Origin of the sequence: Roseobacter sp. HKCCD6576-2 (genome assembly GCF_013179285.1) — a bacterium.
In the GTDB taxonomy this organism is placed as follows: domain Bacteria; phylum Pseudomonadota; class Alphaproteobacteria; order Rhodobacterales; family Rhodobacteraceae; genus Rhodophyticola; species Rhodophyticola oceani.
Map to the genome: position 1 here is coordinate 997,103 of NZ_WVNW01000001.1, position 22,249 is coordinate 1,019,351.

General features: G+C 61.3%; 26 protein-coding genes and 1 other RNA gene. 19 read left to right on the top strand and 8 right to left on the bottom strand.

Features of this window, described 5'->3' with window-relative positions:
• Nucleotides 1-52 precede the first annotated feature (52 nt).
• From GTF44_RS04980 to GTF44_RS05010, 7 genes are all read left to right on the top strand, one after another.
• Nucleotides 53-832: an SDR family oxidoreductase gene (locus GTF44_RS04980; protein WP_171557969.1), complete on the top strand. Its 780-nt coding sequence runs from the start codon at nt 53-55 to the stop codon at nt 830-832.
• Nucleotides 829-1,965: a hypothetical protein gene (locus tag GTF44_RS04985; protein ID WP_171557971.1), complete on the top strand. Its 1,137-nt coding sequence runs from the start codon at nt 829-831 to the stop codon at nt 1,963-1,965. Before GTF44_RS04980 ends, GTF44_RS04985 begins: the two co-directional genes overlap by 4 nt.
• A 126-nt stretch (nt 1,966-2,091) precedes the next feature.
• Entirely contained in the window at nt 2,092-3,114 is a 1,023-nt protein-coding gene (locus tag GTF44_RS04990; RefSeq protein WP_367383453.1) for an ABC transporter ATP-binding protein, read from the top strand.
• Nucleotides 3,115-3,278: 164 nt separating this feature from the next.
• Nucleotides 3,279-3,512, top strand: coding sequence for a twin-arginine translocase TatA/TatE family subunit (locus tag GTF44_RS04995; protein WP_171557972.1), 234 nt, complete (start codon nt 3,279-3,281; stop codon nt 3,510-3,512).
• A 30-nt stretch (nt 3,513-3,542) separates the two neighbouring features.
• On the top strand, nt 3,543-4,058 hold the full coding sequence (tatB, locus tag GTF44_RS05000; RefSeq protein ID WP_171557974.1) for a Sec-independent protein translocase protein TatB: 516 nt from the start codon (nt 3,543-3,545) through the stop codon (nt 4,056-4,058).
• The gene (gene tatC, locus GTF44_RS05005) at nt 4,055-4,933 is read left to right on the top strand and encodes a twin-arginine translocase subunit TatC (RefSeq protein ID WP_171557976.1); all 879 of its coding nucleotides are present in this window, start codon (nt 4,055-4,057) and stop codon (nt 4,931-4,933) included. Before tatB ends, tatC begins: the two co-directional genes overlap by 4 nt.
• Complete coding sequence (locus GTF44_RS05010) at nt 4,930-5,769, top strand: ATP-binding protein (RefSeq protein ID WP_171557978.1); 840 nt, start codon at nt 4,930-4,932, stop codon at nt 5,767-5,769. The genes tatC and GTF44_RS05010 overlap by 4 nt, the downstream gene beginning before the upstream one ends.
• Before the next feature lie 4 nt (nt 5,770-5,773).
• Here the strand turns inward: GTF44_RS05010 and GTF44_RS05015 are convergent, their stop codons facing one another.
• Nucleotides 5,774-6,934 carry an alkane 1-monooxygenase gene (locus GTF44_RS05015; protein WP_171557979.1) on the bottom strand — a complete coding sequence of 387 codons (1,161 nt, stop codon included), beginning with the start codon at nt 6,932-6,934 and terminating at the stop codon, nt 5,774-5,776.
• A gap of 146 nt (nt 6,935-7,080) precedes the next feature.
• Here GTF44_RS05015 and GTF44_RS05020 point away from each other — a divergent pair, with 146 nt between their 5' ends.
• From GTF44_RS05020 to GTF44_RS05045, 6 genes are all read left to right on the top strand, one after another.
• On the top strand, nt 7,081-8,778 hold the full coding sequence (locus GTF44_RS05020) for an NAD(P)H-dependent oxidoreductase subunit E (RefSeq protein WP_171557980.1): 1,698 nt from the start codon (nt 7,081-7,083) through the stop codon (nt 8,776-8,778).
• A 6-nt stretch (nt 8,779-8,784) separates the two neighbouring features.
• Nucleotides 8,785-9,414, top strand: coding sequence for a lysoplasmalogenase family protein (locus tag GTF44_RS05025; protein ID WP_171557982.1), 630 nt, complete (start codon nt 8,785-8,787; stop codon nt 9,412-9,414).
• A 146-nt stretch (nt 9,415-9,560) separates the two neighbouring features.
• Entirely contained in the window at nt 9,561-10,721 is a 1,161-nt protein-coding gene (ftsY, locus tag GTF44_RS05030; RefSeq protein ID WP_171564027.1) for a signal recognition particle-docking protein FtsY, read from the top strand.
• A complete protein-coding gene (locus GTF44_RS05035; protein WP_171557985.1) occupies nt 10,718-11,113 on the top strand; it encodes a GNAT family N-acetyltransferase in 396 nt (131 codons plus the stop codon). Before ftsY ends, GTF44_RS05035 begins: the two co-directional genes overlap by 4 nt.
• 9 nt (nt 11,114-11,122) lie before the next feature.
• Nucleotides 11,123-12,025, top strand: coding sequence for an EamA family transporter (locus GTF44_RS05040; protein ID WP_171557987.1), 903 nt, complete (start codon nt 11,123-11,125; stop codon nt 12,023-12,025).
• Nucleotides 12,026-12,035: 10 nt separating this feature from the next.
• A complete protein-coding gene (locus GTF44_RS05045; protein ID WP_171557989.1) occupies nt 12,036-12,656 on the top strand; it encodes an inner membrane-spanning protein YciB in 621 nt (206 codons plus the stop codon).
• Here the strand turns inward: GTF44_RS05045 and GTF44_RS05050 are convergent.
• The gene (locus GTF44_RS05050) at nt 12,613-13,464 is read right to left on the bottom strand and encodes a pseudouridine synthase (RefSeq protein ID WP_171557990.1); all 852 of its coding nucleotides are present in this window, start codon (nt 13,462-13,464) and stop codon (nt 12,613-12,615) included. The two genes, GTF44_RS05045 and GTF44_RS05050, sit on opposite strands and share 44 nt — an antisense overlap.
• Before the next feature lie 53 nt (nt 13,465-13,517).
• Between GTF44_RS05050 and GTF44_RS05055 the strand changes: the two genes are divergently transcribed.
• Nucleotides 13,518-13,970 carry a nucleoside deaminase gene (locus GTF44_RS05055; protein ID WP_253261153.1) on the top strand — a complete coding sequence of 151 codons (453 nt, stop codon included), beginning with the start codon at nt 13,518-13,520 and terminating at the stop codon, nt 13,968-13,970.
• A 371-nt stretch (nt 13,971-14,341) separates the two neighbouring features.
• On the opposite strand, the gene rnpB is transcribed toward GTF44_RS05055, so the two are convergent.
• The 6 genes from rnpB to GTF44_RS05085 all read right to left on the bottom strand — a co-directional run bounded on the left by rnpB (nt 14,342) and on the right by GTF44_RS05085 (nt 18,626).
• Nucleotides 14,342-14,713, bottom strand: an RNA gene (gene rnpB, locus GTF44_RS05060) — RNase P RNA component class A.
• 11 nt (nt 14,714-14,724) lie between these two features.
• Entirely contained in the window at nt 14,725-15,399 is a 675-nt protein-coding gene (locus tag GTF44_RS05065; RefSeq protein WP_171558637.1) for an N-acetylmuramoyl-L-alanine amidase, read from the bottom strand.
• Entirely contained in the window at nt 15,396-16,124 is a 729-nt protein-coding gene (locus GTF44_RS05070) for a hypothetical protein (RefSeq protein WP_171557992.1), read from the bottom strand. Before GTF44_RS05070 ends, GTF44_RS05065 begins: the two co-directional genes overlap by 4 nt.
• A 36-nt stretch (nt 16,125-16,160) precedes the next feature.
• Entirely contained in the window at nt 16,161-17,645 is a 1,485-nt protein-coding gene (gene gatA, locus GTF44_RS05075; RefSeq protein ID WP_171557994.1) for an Asp-tRNA(Asn)/Glu-tRNA(Gln) amidotransferase subunit GatA, read from the bottom strand.
• Nucleotides 17,645-17,932 (bottom strand): Asp-tRNA(Asn)/Glu-tRNA(Gln) amidotransferase subunit GatC, encoded by a 288-nt coding sequence (gene gatC, locus GTF44_RS05080; protein ID WP_171557995.1) that lies wholly within the window; start codon nt 17,930-17,932, stop codon nt 17,645-17,647. Before gatC ends, gatA begins: the two co-directional genes overlap by 1 nt.
• 31 nt (nt 17,933-17,963) lie before the next feature.
• On the bottom strand, nt 17,964-18,626 hold the full coding sequence (locus tag GTF44_RS05085; RefSeq protein ID WP_171557997.1) for a ceramidase domain-containing protein: 663 nt from the start codon (nt 18,624-18,626) through the stop codon (nt 17,964-17,966).
• Between the two features lie 65 nt (nt 18,627-18,691).
• On the opposite strand from GTF44_RS05085, the gene GTF44_RS05090 reads away from it, so the two are divergent.
• The 5 genes from GTF44_RS05090 (at nt 18,692) to GTF44_RS05110 (ending at nt 22,198) form a co-directional block, all read left to right on the top strand.
• Complete coding sequence (locus GTF44_RS05090) at nt 18,692-18,895, top strand: hypothetical protein (protein ID WP_171557999.1); 204 nt, start codon at nt 18,692-18,694, stop codon at nt 18,893-18,895.
• Nucleotides 18,896-18,964: 69 nt separating this feature from the next.
• Complete coding sequence (locus GTF44_RS05095) at nt 18,965-19,657, top strand: metal-dependent hydrolase (protein WP_171558001.1); 693 nt, start codon at nt 18,965-18,967, stop codon at nt 19,655-19,657.
• Nucleotides 19,658-20,047: 390 nt separating this feature from the next.
• Nucleotides 20,048-21,346 carry a chromate efflux transporter gene (chrA, locus tag GTF44_RS05100; protein ID WP_171558003.1) on the top strand — a complete coding sequence of 433 codons (1,299 nt, stop codon included), beginning with the start codon at nt 20,048-20,050 and terminating at the stop codon, nt 21,344-21,346.
• Between the two features lie 100 nt (nt 21,347-21,446).
• A complete protein-coding gene (gene rpmG / locus GTF44_RS05105; protein WP_011454349.1) occupies nt 21,447-21,614 on the top strand; it encodes a 50S ribosomal protein L33 in 168 nt (55 codons plus the stop codon).
• 77 nt (nt 21,615-21,691) lie between these two features.
• The gene (locus GTF44_RS05110; RefSeq protein ID WP_171558004.1) at nt 21,692-22,198 is read left to right on the top strand and encodes a GNAT family N-acetyltransferase; all 507 of its coding nucleotides are present in this window, start codon (nt 21,692-21,694) and stop codon (nt 22,196-22,198) included.
• Nucleotides 22,199-22,249 lie beyond the last annotated feature (51 nt).

Below are 22,249 nucleotides of genomic sequence, written 5' to 3' on the forward strand. Positions count from 1 at the left end.
GTGATCGCGAAGGTGGCCTGCTAGGTCTTGGGCAACAGAATTGGAGGATGTCATGGATCTTGGAATTTCGGGTAAACGCGCACTGGTTTGCGCCTCGTCCAAAGGTTTGGGGCGCGGTTGTGCCGAGGCTTTGGCGGCGGCGGGCTGCGATTTGGTGATGAATGCGCGGGGCGCCGAGGCGTTGGAGGCCACGGCCGAGGCGATCCGGGCCACGCATGGCGTCTCGGTGACGACTGTCGCGGCGGATGTGACGAGCGAAGAGGGGCGTGCGACGCTGCTGGAAGCGGCGGGCGAGATCGACATCCTGGTGACCAATGCGGGCGGGCCCCCTCCGGGCATGTGGCATGATTGGGGGCGCGACGAGTTCATTGCCGCGCTGGATGCCAATATGCTCGCACCCATTGCCCTCATGACGGCGCTGATGCCGAAGATGATTGATCGGGGGTGGGGAAGGGTGGTCAATATCACCTCGCAGTCGGTGAAAGCGCCGATCCCGCAGCTTGGCCTGTCGAATGCCGCGCGCACCGGGCTGACCGGCTATGTCGCGGGCACGGCGCGGCAGGTGGCGCAGTATGGTGTGACGATCAACAATCTCCTGCCCGGCATTCATGCCACCGACCGTGCCGATGCGCTGGACGGCGGCGTGGTTAAGGCAGAGGGGATCACGTTGGAAGAAGCCCGCGCCAAACGTGCGGCGACGATCCCGGCGCGGCGCTATGGCACGGCGGAAGAGTTTGGTCAGATGTGCGCCTATCTCTGCTCGGGGCAGGCCGGGTTTATTGTGGGGCAGAATATTCTCTTGGATGGCGGCGGTACCAATTTCACGATATGACAGAAAAATTTTCTCTCAAAGATCATCTGTTTAACCCGGAGTCTCTGGGCGATCTGGCGGCAGAATACGCTGCCGGGTTGCCCGGCTTTGATGCCAGCGACTTCCTGGCCGAGGTGGTGCCAGGGTTGGAAGGTCGTGAGCTTCTGGAACGGCTTGAGTGGATCGCCGATTGTGTCGAAACACGGCTGCCCGGCGATTTCCCGGCGATGGCCGATGCGCTGGAAGCCGCGATGCCAGCGGAACTGGACCCAAGTAAAACCGATGATGATTTTGGCCGTTTCATCCATGCGGTCCCAGGGATTCTGGCCGTGCGGCATGGGTTGGAGGATCATCGGGACCGGGCCTTTGATCTGCTTGAAGCGGCCACCAAGCGGTTTTCGATGGAATTCTATATCCGCCCGTTCCTGAACCGCTGGCCGGATGAAACCCTCGCGCTGTTGAGGCGATGGGCCGAAGACGGCAACTATCACGTGCGTCGGTTGGTCAGTGAGGGGACCCGACCGAAATTGCCTTGGGCCAAGGCCATTACCCTTGATCCGCTGGTGCCGCTGGAGTTTCTCGACACGCTTCATGCCGACCGCACGCGTTATGTGACGCGATCGGTTGCCAACCATCTGAACGATATCAGCAAAATCGATGCCGAGCGCGTTCTGGATACACTTGCGCGCTGGCACAAAGCCGGCAGGCAGAATGCCAAAGAACTCGCCTGGATGACGCGTCACGCGCTTAGAACCTTGGTCAAACAGGGTCACCCGGGCGCGATGGAGATGTTGGGCTTTCGTGCAGATGCACCGGTCACGCTTGACGCATTGACGATCTCCCCCGACCCGGTTGCGATTGACGATCGGGCCACGATCACTGTGACCCTTTCCGCAACAGAGCCAGTGCCCGTTCTGGTCGACTACCTGCTTTGGTTTCACAAACCGAACGGGGCGGAGAGCTTCAAGGTTTTCAAGATCAAGCAAGCCAAGATTGCGTCTGACGCGCCGCTCACCTTGACCAAAACCCATGTGTTCAAGGGCAATGCCACCACCTTCACCCTGCATCCCGGCCCGCATCGGATTGGGGTGCAGGTCAATGGGCGCGTGCTGGGCGAGGTGCAGTTCGATCTGACAGCAAGCGACGGCGGGTAGGCTTGAAACCCAAGGATCGCCCTGTTACCTGCGAAACCCGATGGAATTGATCGGGTTTTTACTGCCGTGCCACATGCCTCCCGCCTGAAGGTTGATAATATCTCGTGTCATTTCGATGGGCGCGCGGTGGTGCGTGATGTGTCTCTTGCCGTTGCGGCGGGGGAGATCATGTGTCTGCTCGGCCCCTCAGGCTGCGGGAAATCCACGACGCTTCGGGTGATTGCCGGTGTCGAGCGTCAGACCGCCGGGACAATCTGGGTCGATGGCCAAGTGATGTCGGATGACACCAACCATTTGCCCCCGGAAGGTCGTGGGATCGGCTTGATGTTCCAGGATTTTGCGCTCTTTCCGCATTTGAGTGTGGCGCAGAATATTGCGTTCGGGTTGACCGGAACGAAAGCTGAAAAAGCCGCGCGGGTTGGCGAGTTGCTCGAACGGGTCGATCTGATCGGGTACGGTGATAAATCCCCGCATATGCTGTCAGGTGGGGAGCAACAGCGCGTGGCCCTTGCGCGCGCCTTGGCCCCTCGGCCTTGCGTCATGCTGATGGATGAGCCGTTTTCCGGCCTCGACAACCGTCTGCGCGACGGCATTCGCGACGAGACGCTGCAGCTTCTGAAAGAGGAGGGCACTGCCGTCCTTCTCGTCACGCATGAGCCCGAAGAGGCAATGCGCATGGCCGATCAAATCGCGCTGATGCGCGATGGCAAGATCGTCCAGCAGGGCGCGCCTTACAACATCTACAACGCGCCCTGCGATCAGGCGGCGGCGGCGTTTTTCTCGGATGTGAATATCATCCGTGGGCGGGTCGAAGGCGCGCTGACCGATACGGCCTTTGGTCAGTTTCTGGCCCCGGGGTTTCCCGACGGATCAGATGTCGAGATCATTTTCCGGCCGCAGCATGTGAAGATTGATTTCGATCGCGGCGGGCGAGGCCCGAACCCGACGCCTGCTGACGGCGTTCCTGCGCGCGGTGTGGTCGAACGGGCGCGATTTATGGGCCATGAAAGCCTTGTGGAGTTCCGGATGGACTTCAATCACGAGGTTTTGCGGGCCACGGTTCCGGCGGTTTTCCTACCGAAACCGGGGACAGCGCTTTGGCTAACCGTGCGGCGCGACAGGTGTTTTGTCTTCCCGCATCACGGCTGATCAATCGGGAATCTCCTTGCCCCGCCGCGCGATTCGGCCCAAAACCCCTGATGAACCTGCCTTTGGGGCTTTGATCCTGCCCCAGATGATCTTACGTATGGATCGTAGATGTATTGCGCGGCGCGGGTCCCAACGGGCCTGCCAGACGCCAAGGGAGATAACCCATGCTCAACAATATCGGACCTGCCGGTCTGCTTTTGATCGCCGTTGTGGTGCTTGTGCTCTTCGGGCGCGGCAAGATTGCCGGGCTTATGGGCGAGGTCGGCAAGGGCATCACCGCGTTCAAGCGTGGTGTGAAAGATTCGACTGAAGAGATCGAAAATGCCTCCGCCGCAGAAGATGCTGGCGAGACCGCCCGCGATGTGACGCCGGAACCCCGCGAACGCGACAACGCCTAAGCGGCTGCGATCCAGGGATAGGGCAGGGCTATGCCAGATATCGGCATGATGGAGCTATTGGTGGTTGGGATCGTGGCGTTGATCGTCGTCGGTCCCAAAGACTTGCCCAAAATGTTCCGCACCTTCGGTCAAGTCACTGGCCGGGTCCGAGGCATGGCCAAGGATTTCACCCGCGCGATGGATGACGCAGCCGGTGACAGCGGATTGAAAGATATCAGCAAAGATATGCGCAACCTGACCAACCCCAAGAAGATGGGGCTGGACGCAGTCAACAAAGCTTTCGACGATATCGATCCGACGAAGTTCGACGAAGGCAGTGAAACGCGCAATTTGGCGGAGAAACGCGCCGCGGATAACAAAGCGGCACGCGAGACAGCCGACGCCAAACGCAAAGCGCGCGAGGACGAGATCCGCAACGCGAAGCTGGCCGCGATGCCTGAGACCGATACGCCGCCGGCGGTGTCTCCGCCAAGCGCCACGCCTGTGGACAGTGCCGAGATCGCTGATGACGCCGCCGCGCCGCGGACCGGAACCGACCAAGCATGAGCAGCGAAGACCAAATCGAAGACAGCGCGGCACCGCTGATTGAACATCTGGCGGAGTTGAGAACCCGGCTGATCCGATCGGTTCTGGCCTTTGTCATCGCGATGGTGGCCTGTTTTACAGTTGCGCAACCGCTCTTGAACTTCATCCAGCAGCCATTGATCGCCGTGCTGGTCGCGCGTGGGCAAAGCCCGGAACTGATCTTCACCGCACCGCAGGAGCAGTTTTTCGTCTTGGTGCGGATTTCGGTGATCGGCGGCTTTGCGATCGCGTTTCCGGTGATCGGGCATCAACTCTGGCGCTTTGTGGCACCTGGCCTCTACCGTTCGGAGCAAAACGCGTTCTTGCCGTTTCTAATTGCTTCGCCGCTTTTGTTCCTTTTGGGCGCATCCTTCGCGCATTTCGTCGTCACGCCGCTGGCGATGAATTTCTTCATCGGTTTTGCCGACGCGATACCGCTTCTGACCGCTTATATCACCGGGGCGGAGCCACCGGCGATCTCGGATGATACAACCGAATTGCGCACGGTCTTCTTGGGTTCGATCCGCGAGTCGACGGATTTGGCTCTGAAGTTCATCTTCGCTTTTGGCCTGTGTTTCCAGCTCCCGGTACTCCTGACACTGATGGGCAAGGCGGGTTTGGTCAGCGCCGAGGGGTTGGGCAATGTGCGGAAATGGGCCGTGGTGGGCATTCTCGTTCTGGCCGCCTTGGTCACCCCGCCCGATGTCATCACGCAGTTGATCCTCTTTGTCGTCGTTTACGGACTCTATGAGATTTCCATCCAACTGGTGCGTCTGGTGGAGAGACAGCGCGATGCCCGCCTCCGGGCCGAAGGGCTGTTGGACGATGAAGATGACGAAGAAGACGCCAAAGTATGAGTGATGCGACCCTGACGCGGATTGCGGAGGCGTTGGAACGGCTCCGCCCCGCTCCAGCTCAAACCCCCGATTGGGCAGCGGCGGAGGCCTTTGTCTGGCATGCGGATCCCGACAGATTAGAGCCTGTGGTGCAGGTGAACCGTGTGGATTTGCCGCTGCTTCTTGGCATCGACCGGGCGCGCGACACGCTTCTGGAAAACACCCTGCAATTCGCCCGAGGTCTGCCGGCCAATAACGCACTGCTTTGGGGCGCACGGGGGATGGGAAAATCCTCGCTTGTCAAAGCCGTACATGCCGAGGTTTTGGCACAGAACTTGCCCGCGAAATTGGTCGAGGTGCAGCGCGAAGATTTGCCCTCCATCGGGCGGCTCCTGTCGTTGCTGCGCGTGGCCCCGGTGCGGGTTTTGCTGTTTTGCGATGACCTCTCCTTTTCCCATGATGACCAGCATTACAAATCTCTGAAAGCCGTCCTGGATGGTGGGATTGAGGGGCGCCCGGAGAATGTGATTTTCTATGCCACTTCGAACCGCCGGCATCTCATGCCCCGCGACATGATCGAGAATGAGCGCTCCAGCGCGATCAATCCCTCCGAAGCCGTCGAGGAGAAAGTGTCGCTCTCCGATCGCTTTGGTCTGTGGCTGGGCTTCCACCCGTGCTCTCAGGATGAGTATCTTGCAATGATTCAGGGCTATTGCGCGGCCTACGAGGTTGAGATCGACGCCGATACTCTACGCGCCGAGGCCATCGAATGGCAGGCGACACGCGGCGCGCGCTCAGGCCGAGTCGCCTGGCAGTATTTCACCGATTTGGCCGGGCGGCGGGGCGTGACGCTCTAACTTGTTACGTGCCGGGTTCTGCCGTCACCCGCGCGATGAGAGCGTCGACCTCATCTTCCTCTGTGACCGGCGCGCTTGCTGGGGTCGTCTGAGGATCGGGTCGTGCCTCTTTGGCAGGCATCTGGCTGATGCGATCTTGGGCGGCTTGCATCACTTTCATCGCGCGTTTGTCCATCACCCGGTGCCAGACAGCGGGGACAGCGGCGAGCATCGCCATGATCGGCACGGAATAGGGCAGGGTCGGAACCTTGGCCGTGGTGTCGAGCTGATCGTAATGCCGGTCGGGATGCATGTGATGCTCCGAATGGCTGGGCGCATTCAGCATGAGGTAGCTGGAGAACCCTTTCGGGGCATTCCAACTGTGATGCGGCGCGACGGGCTCCAGGCGTCCACCCGGCAATTCCAGCCGTTGGAGCCCGTAGTGCTGAATATAGTCGCTCAGTAAGATCTGGAGATGGGTCAGCGCGGTCAGCGCCAGAAAGACCAGCAGGCCGAGCAGCCCGGCTAGATCAATTGCCAGAAACAGCATCAACAGGCCGCCGCCGACCCAGAACCAATAGGGATTGCTAGGATGCCATTCCGATTTGCCGCGCCGGTTCAGGCGGCTGATCTCTTGCTCAAGACCGGCCAGGAAACTGCCACGCCAGGCTCTCGGGGCGAACTCCCAAAAGTCTTCTGACGGAAGGGGGGTGTTCGGGTCATCCTCGGTGCCGACATAGCGGTGATGCACGAGCCGATGTGCCGAAGTATGATGGCCAAAGAGCATCGTGGTATAGACCAGCGCGCCGAGGCTGCTCAGCCAGCGTTTGTGCCGGTGGATCAACTCATGCGCGTTCGGATGGCTGACTTGGCCGAAGAACGAGGCCGTCGCAAAAAACAGTGCGAGTTTCTGGCCGAAGTCGAGCGTCGGCCCCGCCAATGCGGTCAAAACCAGCGGGATCAGGGCCAAATGCCCAATGGCAAGCACAGCGGAAAGGCGATCAGACCAGGGTGCGTGGCTTTCCGGATCATAGGCGGGCGGGGCCAGGACCTGATCCAAAAACGCCGCGATGAGGGTGAGCCAGAGCAGCGCGACCAGGCCGAAAGGCAAGGTGAAGAAGGCCCCTAGGATCAAGAAGATCAGGGGGGTGAGCGTGGCCACGGCATAGCGGGCGATCACTGGCATGAGGCCTCCAAACGGTTGGCGCTAAGTGATTCCACGACGGGCGCGTAGGGTGCCTGCGTTTTGGGGCAAAACGATGTCGGTTTTGGCGCGCTTTGGCAAGCCATGCGCGCTATGACATGAGGCAGAGCTTTTGGGAGGGCCAGGGTATGGCGTTGGATGAAAAACCGGGGTCCAGCAAAGGGGTTTGGAAATCGGGGCGCGGCAAGGGCCGCAAAACGCCTAAGGGTCGTCAATACGAAGATGCCGCGCTGAGCGAGGTTCAAACGCTGCTGGGTGACAAGCCCCGGCGGCGGGATTTGCTGATCGAGCATTTGCATCTGATCCAGGACGCATATGGCCATCTCTCAGCCCGGCACATGCGCGCTTTGAGCGAAGAGATGCGCTTGCCGATGGCAGAGATCTGGGAAGTGGCAAGCTTCTATGCCCATTTCGATTTGGTAAAAGAGGATGAGACCCCGCCGCCTGCACTGACGATCCGGGTCTGCGACTCGCTGTCGTGCGAATTGGCGGGGGCCGAGGCGCTAAAGGCCGCGCTTGAGGGCGGGTTGGATGCCTCGGAGGTCCGTGTGGTCAATGCGCCCTGCATGGGCCGGTGTGACACCGCGCCGGTTTTGGAGCTGGGCCACAACCATATCGATCATGCCGATCTGGCAAAGGTCGAGGCGGCGATTGCAGCAGACGACACCCATGCGCATGTGCCCGCGTATCAGGACTATGAGGCCTATGCGGCTTCTGGCGGTTATGAAGCGTTGAAACACCTGCGCGCCGAGGGGGATTGGGAGGCGGTGCAGGAGCAAGTCTTGGCGTCGGGCCTGCGCGGCTTGGGCGGGGCCGGTTTTCCGTCAGGGCGGAAATGGGGCTTTGTGCGCGCCAATGACGGCCCGCGCTATCTGGCGGTGAATGGCGACGAGGGGGAACCCGGCACTTTCAAAGATCGGTATTACCTGGAACGTGAGCCGCATCTGTTTCTGGAAGGCATGTTGATCGCGGCCTGGGCGGTGGAGGCCGAAACCAGTTTCATCTACATGCGTGACGAATATCCGGCGGTGTTGGAGATTTTGCGGCGCGAAATCAAAGCTCTGGAAGACGCGGGGCTTGTTGAGGAAGGCTATATCGACCTCCGCCGCGGGGCGGGCGCTTATATCTGCGGCGAAGAATCCGCGATGATCGAGTCGATTGAGGGGAAGCGCGGCTTGCCGCGCCACCGGCCGCCCTTTGTGGCGCAAGTTGGCGTCTTTGGGCGGCCCACGCTGGTTCATAACGTCGAAACGCTGCATTGGGTTGCGAAGGTCTGCCGCGAGGGGCCAGAGGTGCTGAACAGCACCGAGAAAAACGGGCGCAAAGGGTTGCGCAGCTATTCCGTCTCGGGGCGGGTCGCGGCACCCGGTGTTTACGTGCTCCCGGCGGGTTCAACGATTTTGGACGTGATCGAGGCCGCAGGCGGCATGACCAAGGGCCATGTTTTCAAAGCTTATCAACCCGGTGGGCCGTCTTCCGGCCTGTTGCCCGCGTCGATCGACGATGTGCCGCTTGATTTCGACACGTTGCAGCCGCTCGGGACCTTTATCGGCTCCGCGGCGGTGGTGGTGTTGAGCGATCAGGACAGTGCCAAAGCGGCGGCGTTGAACATGCTGCGTTTCTTCGAGGCGGAAAGCTGTGGCCAATGCACGCCCTGCCGCGTCGGCTGCGAGAAGGCGGTGAAGTTGATGCAGGCCGATCGCTGGGATCAGCCGCTTTTGGAAGAACTCTGCCAGGCGATGGGCGACGCTTCGATCTGCGGTCTAGGGCAGGCGGCGCCGAACCCAATCCGGCTGGTGATGAAGCATTTCCCCGAGGAGGTGTAGACCGGTTTGCCCCTTGGTTTTGGCTTCTTTGGTGCGCTCCTTGCCCTGATCTATCTCTATCTGGTGCCCTCTCCCCCGGCCATCTGGCGGTCGCTTGCCAAAACCGGCAGCGTCTTGGTTCTGGCGGTCGCCGTTTGGTGGGAGGGTGGGGCCAGTTGGGCTGTGGTCGGGCTGCTGGCGGCCTCATTGGGCGATCTCGCACTGTCGCGCGCTGGAGAGCGCGCGTTTCAGGCCGGTGTGGCGGCATTCGCGGTGGCGCAGATCTGTTTTGTGCTCGGATTCGACGTAGATGTCGGGGCGGTGCTGGGCCTTGGCGGCGGTCCGCCCTGGCCGCTTATTGGGCTTTTGACTGCAGGTGCTTTGGTCGCTTTGGGCCTCGGGTCGGGCGGGACTCTAACGCGCGGCCTCGTTGCCATATATGTGCCGCTTCTGCTGGGCATGGGGCTTATGGCTTTGGCCAGTGGCGACCTCTGGTGGATTGCAGGCGCCAGTCTTTTCATCATTTCGGATGCCTTGATTGCGGCGTCACTGTTTGAGCGCGTTCCGGCATTGGCCAAGCAACGGTTGGCCTATCTGGTCTGGGCCAGCTATTGGCCCGCTGTCGCCTGTCTGAGTGTTGGATTTCTGGTGACGTGATCCAAAGGCGCGCTACCGCGCATTCCTTTTCAAGCCAGTTTCTGGCGTGACGGCGGTATTGAGGCCGACGCTTGGGGCGGGCTTGGGGTTTTCAGCGCTTGGCTTGCGTATTAGGTGGGATGGGTCAGGTGGAAGGGGCTTAGGTGATGTCGTTTTTCAAGAAGCTCAAGGATCGGATGTTCAAATCCTCGTCGAAGATTGATGAGGGGCTGGATGCGATTATTGAGGACGGGGCGGAAGAGACACCGGAGGAGATTGAAAAGGTCTTGCCCGAGCCGGTAAGCGCGGCGATTTCTGAGCCTGAGCCTGAGCCTGAGCCTGAGCCTGAGCCTGAGCCTGAGCCTGAGCCTGAGCCTGAGGTCCCCGCAACGCCATCAGAACCGCTGCGCGTCGAATTGACCCCAGAACCTGCGGAAGAACCCGTCGATAAACCAGGTCTCCTGGGGCGTTTGATGGGGCGGAGTGCTGCGCCGCGCCGGGCTCTGGATGACGATATGTTGGAGCAGTTGGAGGAGTTGTTGATCTCGGCCGATATGGGCGTGGACACCGCGCTCCGTGTGACGGCGAATATGGCCGAGGGGCGCTATGGCAAGCTGATGACGGCCAGCGATATCAAAGACTTGTTGTCTGCCGAGGTGGCGCGCGTGATGGAGCCCGTGGCGCGGCCGCTCCCGATCTATCCGAAGAAACCTCAGGTGGTTTTGGTGGTCGGTGTCAACGGGTCGGGCAAGACCACAACCATCGGCAAACTGGCCAGCCAATTCAAAGCCGCCGGGAAACAGGTGGTGATCGCGGCGGGCGACACGTTTCGGGCCGCCGCCGTGGAGCAATTGCAGGTCTGGGGCGAACGCGCTGGCGTGCCGGTTTTGACCGCGCCCGAGGGGTCGGACCCCGCGGCGCTGGCCTTTGATGCGATGACCAAAGCGGAGGCTGATGGCGCCGATCTTCTGATGATCGACACCGCCGGACGGCTGCAGAACCGGGCCGATCTGATGGAGGAACTGGCTAAAATCGTCCGCGTCATCCGCAAAAAAGACCCTGACGCGCCGCATAACACACTCTTGGTGCTTGATGCGACGACCGGGCAAAACGCCCTCTCGCAGGTCGAGACCTTCCAAAAGATGGCCGATGTGACCGGCTTGGTGATGACCAAGCTCGACGGAACGGCGAAGGGCGGCGTTCTGGTCGCGCTGGCCGATAAGTTTGGCTTGCCGATCCACGCGATTGGTGTGGGCGAGCAGATCGACGATCTGGCCCCATTTGATCCGGAAGACTTCGCGCGCGCCCTGACCGGGGCCGAGGCATGATCGCACTGTCGGATCAGCCCGCATCGGTTGCGGAATATCTTGGTCTTCGCGACGCTGCGGGGATGGGCGGATACCCGGAAAAGGCTGCCCGTATCGGGCTAGCGCAAGGGCTCCACGGCACCTGGTTCCGTGATGCCGAAGGGCAGCTTGTGGCGATGGGGCGGCTGATCGGCGATGGCGGCTGTTTTGCGCAGGTCACAGATATTGCGGTGCATCCTGACCATCAACGCCAGGGTCTTGGGACGCAGGTGATGGCGGCGCTCATGGATTGGGCGGAGACCTACCTGCCAAAGGGCTGTTATATCAGCCTGATCGCGGATCCGGGCGCCGAACATCTCTATGCGAAATTCGGCTTTACCGAGCGCTATGGGATGGCGCGCTATCTGCGCTGATCCCGCGCTTTGGGCGATTTCATCATCTCTTTAGAAGGCACGCCCTCCGGCGAGTGGGTGGCTTTGGGGTTGGCGCTCCTTGCGGCGTTCCTACACGCCTTTTTCGGCGCGCTGCAAAAGGGCCGCCATGATCCGCTTCTGGCGCGTGGCGCGATTGATGCGTCTTACGGGCTTATGGCCGCCCCCTTCGCATTTTTTCTCGTGCCCTGGCCGGAGCCGCATATGTGGCCGATCTTTGCGGGCGCGTTTGTCATTCACGCGCTTTACAAATGGGCGGCATTGGCCAGCTATCGGCGTGGTGCGTTCACGGTGGTCTATCCGGTGATGCGGGGCACCGGCCCGCTATTCACGGTGATCGGGGCTTGGTTGCTCTTTGGCGAGACGTTTAACGGCGTGCAATGGCTGGGCGTCGCCGTGTTGCTGGCCGGGATTTACGGGCTTGCGATCTACAATATGCGCACGATTACCGTCGCGCGGGACACATTGGTGCCAGCGCTTTGGCTGGCCGTCCTGACGGGCCTCTTCGTGGCGCTCTACACCACCTATGATGCGTATGGCATCCGCGCGGCGGCGGATCCCTTCACCTTCTTGGCCTGGTTTTTCTTCATCGACGGGTTGCTCTTCCCGATCATCGCAGGTCGCGCCTATCTGCGGATGGAGAACCCACCCGCCTTTGGCCCCTTGGCCTTGCGCGGGTTCATCGGCGGGGTGGTTGCCTTTGGCAGCTTCGGTTCGATCATGCTGGCGACCCGGCTCGATCACGTCGGCGAGGCCGCCGTTCTCCGCGAGACCTCGACCGTCTTCGCGGCGCTGATCGGCTGGCTCGTCCTGCGCGAAACCGTTGGTCCGCGCCGTGTGGCGTTGATGGGGTTGATTGCGGCGGGGGCGGTGATAGTTGAGATGGGTGGATAAGGAACCCGGCATGGCAGAACGCGACATCAAACCCTGGCTGAAATCGGCACTGGAGCTCGGCCCGCCGCTTCTGTTCTTTGTCGCTTATATGCGGTTCCGGGATGTGACCTGGGAGATCGGCGGCACGGAATATGACGGGTTCATCCTGGTCACGGCGGCGTTTGTGCCTCTGCTTCTGGCCTCGATCGCAGCACTTTGGATGCTCACTCGGAAAATTTCTCGAATTCAAGTGTTTACCGCGATCTTGGTCGTGGTGTTTGGGGCGCTGACCATCTGGTTCAACGATGAGCGGTTCTTCAAGATGAAGACCACGCTGGTCTATGGCTTCTTCGCGGTGGTGCTCGGGATCGGCCTTCTGCGCGGCCAATCCTGGCTGCAATTTGTCATGGGGGATCTGCTGCCGATGCGCGACGAGGGGTGGATGATCCTGACCAAACGGCTCGCCGGCGCTTTTGCGTTGATGGGGTTGGCCAATGAGATCGTCTGGCGGACGCAGAGCACCGAATTTTGGGTGACCTTCGAGACCTTCGGCTTGCCGGCCTTCCTCTTTGTGGTCTTCATGACTCAGGCGCGCCTGATTGAGCGGTTCAGCCTTTCCGACGAGGAGCCGGGCGAGGGTGACGCGGGGTAGCGCCGCCTGGTTTTGCTGGCGCTTTGCGCAGCCCGGGGCGTTTCGGTTTCGGCTTCGCCTGCGCATGGCCCTCGGGTAGCGGGACCCCCAATTGGTCAGATAAAACGCGCGGTTTGATCTCTTCGACCTCGCCGGGTTTCAAGTCGTTGAGTCGAAACGGGCCGTAGCTGACGCGGATCAAACGATTCACATCCAGCCCGATTTCGCCCATTGCCCGCCGAATCTCGCGATTCTTGCCCTCGCGCAACCCGACCGTCAGCCAGGCATTGGCGCCCTGCTGTCGGTCTAGCACCACCTCCATCGGCTGAAACCGCTCGCCCTCAATTGTCACCCCTTTGCGGAGCGGCGCGAAATCCTCGGTCTTTGGCGTGCCCTTCACGCGCACCCGGTATTTGCGCAACCAGCCGGTCGAGGGCAGCTCCAGCTTGCGTTTCAACCCGCCATCATTGGTTAAGAGCAGCAACCCTTCAGAGTTGATGTCGAGCCGCCCGACGCTCATCACCCGCGGCAACCCCTCGGGCAGCGCATCGAACACCGTTTTCCGGCCCTTCTCATCGGCATTGCTGGTCACCAGGCCAAGCGGCTTGTGATAGAGCCACAGCCGCGCCCGGTCCGGCGCTCCCACGGGTTTGCCATCGACGCTCAGCGAATCCTCGGCGGTGACATTCAGCGCCGGGCTGGTGATCCGCTTGCCGTTTACCGTCACGCGTCCAGCCTCGATCATCCGCTCCGCCTCGCGGCGGGACGCCACGCCCGCGCGGGCCAGTACCTTGGCGATCCGGTCGCCTTTGGGGGTCTCATCACTCATGCGCGGTGCCTAGCGGTTTGACAGGGCGAAGGAAAGCGGCAAGACCAGAGCACATGACTGGGTTTCGTACATTCATGGATGAAGCTTTGGCCGAAGCGCGCGCGGCAGCCACACGCGGTGAGGTGCCCGTGGGCGCTGTCATCGTGCGCGGTGACGAGGTGCTGGCGCGGGCAGGCAACCGGATGCGGGAGCTGTCTGATCCCACTGCCCATGCAGAGATGCTGGCGATCCGCGCGGCCGCAGCGGCTCTTGGTTCCGAACGGCTTACCGGCTGCGACCTCTATGTGACGTTGGAGCCCTGTCCTGCGTGTGCCGGAGCCATTGCAGCGGCGCGGGTGTCACGGCTCTACTATGGCGCGGCGGACCCGAAATCCGGCGGCGTTGCGCAGGGGCCTCGGGTTTTCGAACATCCGCAGACCCATCATGTGCCAGAAATCTATGGCGGTATCGGGGAAGATGGGGCCGAACTCTTACTGCGAGACTTCTTCAGGTCGCGGCGAGGATAGGTAGTTGATGAGGGGGCTCTGCCCCCGGGCGCTTCGCGCCTCCCCCGCCATATTTTTGAAGCAAAGATGGCACCTTACCCTTTGTTAACCAGATCGCTGTAGTTTTGCCACTGCGGTACAGGCAGCCATGCCGATGACCGTAAGCGAAGATGGGGCGCCTTCCCGCGCGAAGCCGGCAGACGGATAGCGGGGAAGGCGAACCGCTTGCCTCTTTGCTTCTCAAATATGGCCGCCGGAGGCACCGCGTCATGGCAGCCTGCGACACGCTCAACGCCGTCGGCGCGGTTGAGGTTGGTGCCTGAGCCGTGCCCGAAGGGCGAAGGCGAGGCAAAAACGCTGCGCCGGAGGCGCTCAATAAGGATCAGTGGAAATCGCGCGGAGAGTCTGTAAGCCGGATTTTGTCCAGGCGTTGCCGCCCTAGATGACCATTCCTCTACGCCAACGGTTACCCGTTGGCTCTAGCTGCCAACCCGGACCTCTCGGGCTGAAGCGGCCCTGGGGTCTGGCCCCGCGAAATCCCTATTTGGCATTGCTCCCGGTGGGGCTTGCCGTGCCGCCGCTGTTGCCAGAAGCGCGGTGGGCCCTTACCCCACCGTTTCACCCTTACCCCCGCGAACGAGGGCGGTCTGTTTTCTGTGGCGCTTTCCGTCGGATCGCTCCGCCCGGGCGTTACCCGGCACCGTTGCTTCAGGGAGTCCGGACTTTCCTCGAGACAAAAGCCTCGCGGCCATCCAACCCTCCGCGCGGGGTTCATCTAGGCCTTTGGCCGTTCGCGGTCAACGCCATAGCGGGCCGCGAGATCGGCAATCAATGCCATATCCTCTCCGTCAAGCGGGCCTTTCGCCCAGGGCCTGAATCGAAGCCGAACCGAGCGGAGTAGCTGGTCGAGATCGCTCTCCGGATAACCAAACCGCGCAGCATCGGCGGCAAACTGCAAGGGGTTCGGCTCTTGCATGGCGTTGGCTTCGGGCCAGACAGATACCCCGCCAAACGCCAAGCGCCGCCAGTCAAAGCGTGGACCAGGGTCGATTTTCCGTCCGGGCGTCATGTCGGAATGGGCGATGACGTTTTGCGGCGGGATGTTCCAGCGGGTAAGGATACCGGCCAGCAGGGTCTCAAGCGTATCCATCTGCGGGGCAGGGAAGGGAGCGAAGCCAGTATTGGCGAGTTCGATCCCGATCGAGCGGGAATTCACATCGCCGGCGCCCGCCCATGCTCCGGCGCCTGCATGCCAGGCCCGCATCTCCTCATCGACCAGCGACAGCAGTTCGCCCGTCTCCGAAATCAGGTAATGGGCCGAAACCTCCCGCGCCGGATCGCAAAGCGCCCGGAGGGCGGCCTCACAGCTCTTCATCGCGGTGTAGTGGATGACAACAAGCGCAGGGCTTAGCCCGTCGCGCCGCTCCCCGAAATTGGGCGAGCGCATCAGTTCCCGCGCGCGGCCTGGGCGGCATTGCGATAGACCGACGGGTTCCAGTTACAGGCATAGCCATCGCCATCGGGATCGAGCGCTTGGCGATCTCGCTCCGGTCCGCCGAGCGACAAAAACGCTTCCTGCGCCAAATCGTCTGAACGGTAGGCGAGGCAGTTCGCCTCATGCCGTCCTTGACGGAAAGGCGAACGCCGGTAGCGTTGCTCGCCGACCGGGTGAGATGTGCTGAGCGCGTATTCGATCACATTGGGACCCGTGGCTCCGGGCCGATCCGGCACCGCCGTGGGCTGCACGATGACCAATTGTTCCTGCATCCGAGCGCGCCGTTCGGCGTCGCTTTCGATGCTTTCGCGCGCACTTACCGCGCCGAAATCTTGCTCATCGGAGATATTGGGATTGTTGGCGGCCACTTGGGTGCTGGGCGTCTGTGTGAGTTGAGGCCCGGTTTCGGCCTCTGCGATGGCCGCAGCAGCGCGGGCGGTCACGTTATCGGTCGCACCGGTCGCGCTGGCCGTGGTGCTGGTCGACGCCGTGGCGCTGGTAGGGGGCAGGACGGTTTGCGGCGGGGCGTCACCGCGCAGCTGCGCTTGCCGCGCGGCGCGGTCGGCGGAATAACGGCCATAATCGCCAAAGCCGACGCCTTCGGATACGTCATTTGGGGGGCTGCTTACGCAAGCCGCGACCACCATCACCGAGGCCAGGGCCAGGCTAACTCTCCGCATCGCTCAACCTCATGTCTTGCTCTTGAGCGCTTGCTCTTACCACCATTTCGCCGGTTTCGCCACAAAACCAGCGGCTTGTTCCAGTGCATAGGCGGTGTTGAGCAGATCACCCTCTTCCCAAGGCCGCCCGATCAATTGTAAGCCAAGCGGCAAGCCTTGCCGGTCCAGCCCGGTCGGCAGGGCAATTCCGGGCAGGCCCGCGAGGTTTACAGTCACGGTAAAGACGTCGTTGAGATACATCTCCACCGGGTCGGTATGCTCTTTGCCCAACTCGAACGCGGCGGATGGTGTGGCAGGTGTCAGGATCGCATCAATGCCGTCGGCAAACACATCCTCGAAGTCTTTCTTGATCAAGGCCCGCACTTTCCGCGCGCGGTTGTAGTAGGCATCGTAGAACCCGGCGGAGAGCACATAGGTGCCGATCATCACCCGGCGTTTGACCTCCGGCCCAAACCCTTCGGCGCGGGTTTTTTCATACATCTCGGTGATGCCGTCACCCTGGCTGAGTTGTGCTCGGTGCCCGAAGCGAACCCCATCATACCTGGCGAGATTCGACGATGCTTCAGCCGGCGCGACCACGTAATAAGCGGGCAGCGCATATTTCGTATGGGGCAGCGAGATATCGCGGATGACGGCGCCTGCATCGGCCAGCATCTCGCGGCCCTGGGTCCAAAGCGTTTCAATCTCATCTGGCATGCCATCCATCCGGTATTCTTTTGGAATACCAATAACTTTGCCCTTGATGTCGCCGGTCAGCATGGCTTCGAAGTCCGGCACGGGCAGATCGGCGGACGTTGAGTCTTTCGGATCATGCCCCATCATCGCGCGACCCATGATCGCCGCGTCGCGTACGGTTTTGGTCATCGGGCCGGCCTGATCAAGCGAGGAGGCGAAGGCGACAATGCCCCATCGCGAACAACGGCCATAGGTGGGTTTGAGGCCGACAATGCCGGTAAAGGCTGCGGGTTGGCGGATGGAACCACCGGTGTCGGTGCCCGTGGCGCCAAGGCAGAGATCGGCGGAGACCGCACTGGCCGAGCCACCCGACGAGCCGCCTGGGGTCAGTGCTGCGTCAGAATTGCCGGAGCGCCAGGGGTTCACCGCATTGCCATAAACGGATGTCTCGTTCGACGACCCCATCGCAAACTCATCCATGTTGAGCTTGCCCAACATCACGGCTCCCGCCGATTTCAACTGACCCGAGACGGTGGATTCGTATTGTGGCAAGAACCCTTCGAGGATTTTCGAACCTGCTTGGCTTGCCACGCCCTCGGTGCAGAACAGGTCTTTGATGCCCACCGGGATACCGCACATATCTGGCGCGTCCCCGGCTTTAATCCGCTCATCTGCCGCGCGGGCGCGCTCCAGCGCCAGCTCAGGTGTCTTATGGACAAAGGCGCCAAGGCCGTCAGCCGTATCGATCTGCGTCAGGCAGGCTTCGGTCAGTTCGACCGATGTGGTCTCACCCGCCCGCAGCGCATCGCGTGCTGCGGCAATGGTCAATGTGTTGAGATCAGACATTATTCCACCACCTTCGGCACCGCAAAGAAGCCTTCCCGCGCATCGGGCGCATTGGCCAAAACCTTGTCCTGCTGGTCGCCATCCGTGACGACATCTGCGCGCCGTTTCAGCCGCATCGGTGTGACGGAGGTCATCGGCTCGACATTTTCCACATCCAGCTCGTTCAATTGCTCGATGAAGCCAAGAATTGCGTTGAACTCTCCGGCCAAGGCGTCGAGCTCCTGCTCTTCGACCTTGATCCGGGCCAATTTCGCCACTTTCGCGGCGGTGTCTTTGTCGATGGACATGGGCGCTCCGTCTTCTTTACCCGAATGGGGTTTAGCCCTGCCTTTGCTGCGCCGCAAGCATATGGCGGCGGTAAATCTCGATCATCCAGGCCAGCATGACCGCATTGAGCAGATGCCAGAGGAAATGTGTGCCAAAGGGTAGGGCGGCACAGAGCGGCATATCGAGGCTCCGCGCTGTGAGTGAGAGCATCAGAATGCCCGCGCCGATGACCATGCCACGTGCGATTTCGGGGGTTCGGGACCGGAGCAGGGCGGCATAGATCAAAAGCGCCAGGGGGACAGACCAATAGATGGCAGAGACCTCAAAGAAGGGCAGAGCGTTGAAAAGCGGTGTGACCAGGGCCGCATAGGGCAGAAACGCGACCGTCCCGAGAAAGGCGGTCCAAAACGGCCAGCGCCAGACGTCACGGTTGAGCGCAAAGAGATAGACCAAGATGAAGAGCGCAATCGGGATCACATCGGAGAGCGCAGCCCAGGCTGTAGCAAAGGTATGAAACAGAAACGATCCGATCCCGATCGCGGCAAGAAGACCCACCAGCCCCCAGGCCAGAGGGAGCCGTGCGTCTCGCAACCGGATCGCCATAAACACCGCCGCCAGAAGAAAGGCGGAATTGGTCACGGCATTCAGCGGTTCGGCCCAAAACGAAGGGTCAAGCCGCTCGCAATAGGCGTCAATGGCGTCGTCTAATTCCATAACTTCGCCTCATTTTTGTCCTGGTCTGGAGGTCTCTTTGCCTCATCTGCAAAGAGGTAAAGCCCTTGGAACACCCCGCCAAGACATCCATCATCATTGTTTTTGCCGCGCTGCTTGGATCGTTGCTTGTCTCGATCTCTTTGACACCCATGCTCATGCATATGGCTTTGCCGTTCATGCCATTTGTGACGCTCGTTTTGTTTATTGCTGGCAGTTCTGCAGCGATCACGGCCAAGATCCTGCGTCGCCGGGTGGCGCCCGCCCCTTAATCGGGCTTTGCCCAGTTGCTGCAATTGAGGCATCCTTCTTGGCAGGCAGACCAGAAGGAGACGCCCCCGATGAGATACACGTGGCTTGGACATTCCGCAGTGCGGCTTGAAATTGGCGATCAAGTGCTGCTGATCGACCCCTGGGAAGACGGCAATCCGCTGTTCCCAAAGGACCGCCGGGATGAGGCCAATCAAGGGACAACGGCCATTCTGATCACCCATGGCCATCTTGATCATACTGGCAATGTACCGGTCCTCGCCAAAGAGTTGGGCGTCCCGGTTTATGGGATTTATGACCTCATGGCGTGGTGGAGCGAAAGCGAAAGGATTGAGACGGTCGGTTTCAACAAGGGCGGCACTGTGCAGATCGGTGATGTCGCGGTGACCATGGTCAATGCGGCCCATTCCTCCTCCATCGGCACCGATGAGGGGCCGCTGTATACTGGTGGGGAGGCTGGCTACATGATCGCGGGCGAGGGGCGCACCGTTTATGTGTCGGGCGACACTGATGTGATGGCCGATATGGGCGTCTTGCAGGATCTCCACGCGCCGGAGATCGGCATTCTCTGTGCGGGCGGGCATTTCACCATGGATATGAAGCGCGCGGCATATGCGGCCTCGAAACTCTTCAAGTTCGAGACGGTCATTCCCTATCACTACAAGACCTTCCCGCTCCTGGCGCAAAACGCTGACGAGTTGAAAGCGGCGCTGCCGGGTGTGACGGTGCATGACCCTGAGGTTTTGGTGCCAATCTCGCTCTAGCAGCCGAAGCTGTGTCACGACCGAGGGCGGCATGGGGCTGGAGGGGTCGGAGCTTCACCAGAGTGCTCTCAGCTTGGGTTTTTCTGCGCTAGGTTGAACCTCTGACAGAGGCGAGTTCCGTCCGCCGTGATCATAGGCCGAGCGTGTTCGACCGATGTGACGCGAGGGCTTGGCTTGAGGCGCGGGCCCTTGGCACCAGTTTCTTGGTCAAACTGATTGATATCATGGTGCTTGCCGAAAGGGGAGCAGCAAGACCGGTCCGGTTGCGGTGGTCATCCGCGGTTTGTCACGCCAAGGTCATGGGGATCGGGCATGGCTCTCACGTCTGGCCTGCGTCTTCGACGCCCTTTATGTGGGGACAGGCCCCGCCGAGACGAAAGGATGTGCGGCATGAGCGTTGCCGAAAACACCACGGCCAAAGAGCAACCCGACCTTGCCTATCTCACCCGCGTCTTCGCCCGGATCGGCCTGCTCAGCTTCGGCGGCCCGGCAGCACAGATCGCCCTGATGCACAAGGAACTGGTCGAGGACCGCCCCTGGCTCACCGAACGCCAATTCCTCAACGCGCTGTCCTTCTGCATGCTGTTGCCCGGCCCCGAGGCGATGCAATTGGCCACCTATTCCGGCTGGCGCCTCGCTGGCACGATGGGTGGGCTGATCGCGGGGATGCTCTTTGTGCTGCCGGGGGCGGCTCTGATCCTCGCTTTGGCCATGCTCTATGCCGCCTTTGGCCAGGTCCCGCTGGTCGAAGCGATGTTCCTGGGCATCAAAGCCACGGTGATCATCATCGTGATCCAGGCGTTGATCAAAGTCAGCCAAAAGGCCCTGACATCGCGGCTGGCTTATGGGTTGGCGGCTGCGGCTTTTGTCGGGATTTTCTTCCTGCAACTCCCGTTTCCATTGATCATCGTGGCCGCTGCGGTGATCGGTGCGCTCTTCATGGCTGGAGGGGCGACGGATGTCGCGCCTGTGCCCGCAGTGAAGAGCGGTCAAACGCTGAAAACCATCGTCACTTGGGCGGTGATCTGGCTGACGCCTCTGGCCGTGCTGTGGCTTATGGCGCCCGAAAGCGTCCTCACCCAGGTCGGGCTTTTCTTCTCGAAACTGGCGGTGGTGACCTTTGGCGGGGCCTATGCCGTGCTGGCCTATATGGTTCAGGAAGTCGTCGGCGATTTCGGCTGGCTGACCACCGGGCAGATGATGGACGCGCTTGGCCTGGCAGAGACCACGCCCGGGCCGTTGATCTTGGTTGCCGAGTTCGTTGGCTTTCTGGCGGGCGCGCAGGCGGGTGGCACGGGCTACGGCATTGCCGCCGCTGTCGTTACGCTCTGGGTCACCTTCGCGCCGTGTTTCCTTTGGATCTTTGCTGGCGCGCCCTATATCGAATGGATTTCGGCCCAACCCCGATTGACCGGCGCGCTCAGCGCCATAACGGCTGCTGTGGTGGGCGTGATCCTGAACCTCTCGCTTTGGTTCGCGTTGAACGTCTTTTTCGCCGAGGTCAGCCGCGAGCCCCTTGGTCCGCTGCAGCTCTGGACGCCGACGCTTTCCACGCTTTCTTGGCCCGCGTTGCTGTTGGCTTGCCTGGCCGGTTATCTCTTGCTCTGGCGGAAGCTGGACCTCCTCAAGGTGATCGCCCTCATGCTTTTGCCCGGCATCGCCCTTCATCTGCTCCTTCCCGGCATTTGATGGTTGACACGGGGCGCGCGGCAGATAAAAAGCGCGCTCATTCCGAGATTCCCGGAGGCTGCACGCGCGCCCCGGCCCGACCTTCCAAGGAGCCTGTGACATGGCGAAGCCCACCACGATCAAAATCCGCTTGAACTCGTCCGCAGGCACCGGCCACTTCTATGTGACCAAGAAAAACGCCCGCACCATGACCGAGAAAATGGTCGTACGTAAGTACGACCCGGTTGCGCGCAAGCACGTGGAATATAAGGAAGGCAAAATCAAGTAAGCCTTCTTACAGTCTACCGACCTAGGCCGCGCAGCATTCGCTCCGCGGCCCTTTTGTTGTTTAGAAGGGGCAACGCGATGACTCAGAACATCACCATCCGGCCCACCTCAGGGGCCGATACACCGGCGATCGATGCGCTTTTGGCGGCGAGCTATCCGGTGCTGTTGAAACCGGATTACCCATCCTCGGTCCTGGTCACGGCGCTGCCACTCATTTCGCGGGCGCGGCCCGAGCTGCTACGCTCGGGCACATTCTACATGGCGCAGGATGATGAGGGGGAGGCGCTGGCTGCGGGTGGGTGGACCCACTCAGGTCCACAAGGCGGCGTTGGCCCGCGCGATTTGGGGCATATTCGTCATGTGGTGACACATCCGAAGGCCACGCGGCGGGGCTTGGCGGGGGCAATTTTGCGCCATGCATTCGAGCAGGCGCGCGCGGCAGGCGTCACCCGGCTCAGTTGTCAGAGCACCCGTACGGCTCTGCCGTTCTACGCCGCTATGGGCTTTGCAGTCCAAGGCGAGATCGAGATCGCGCTTCGTCCCGGCATCACCTTCCCGGCGGTGCAGATGATCCGGGCGCTTTGAGGCCGCGAAAGAAAAGGGCCGGTCGCATGGACCGGCCCTTCCGAAAAACAT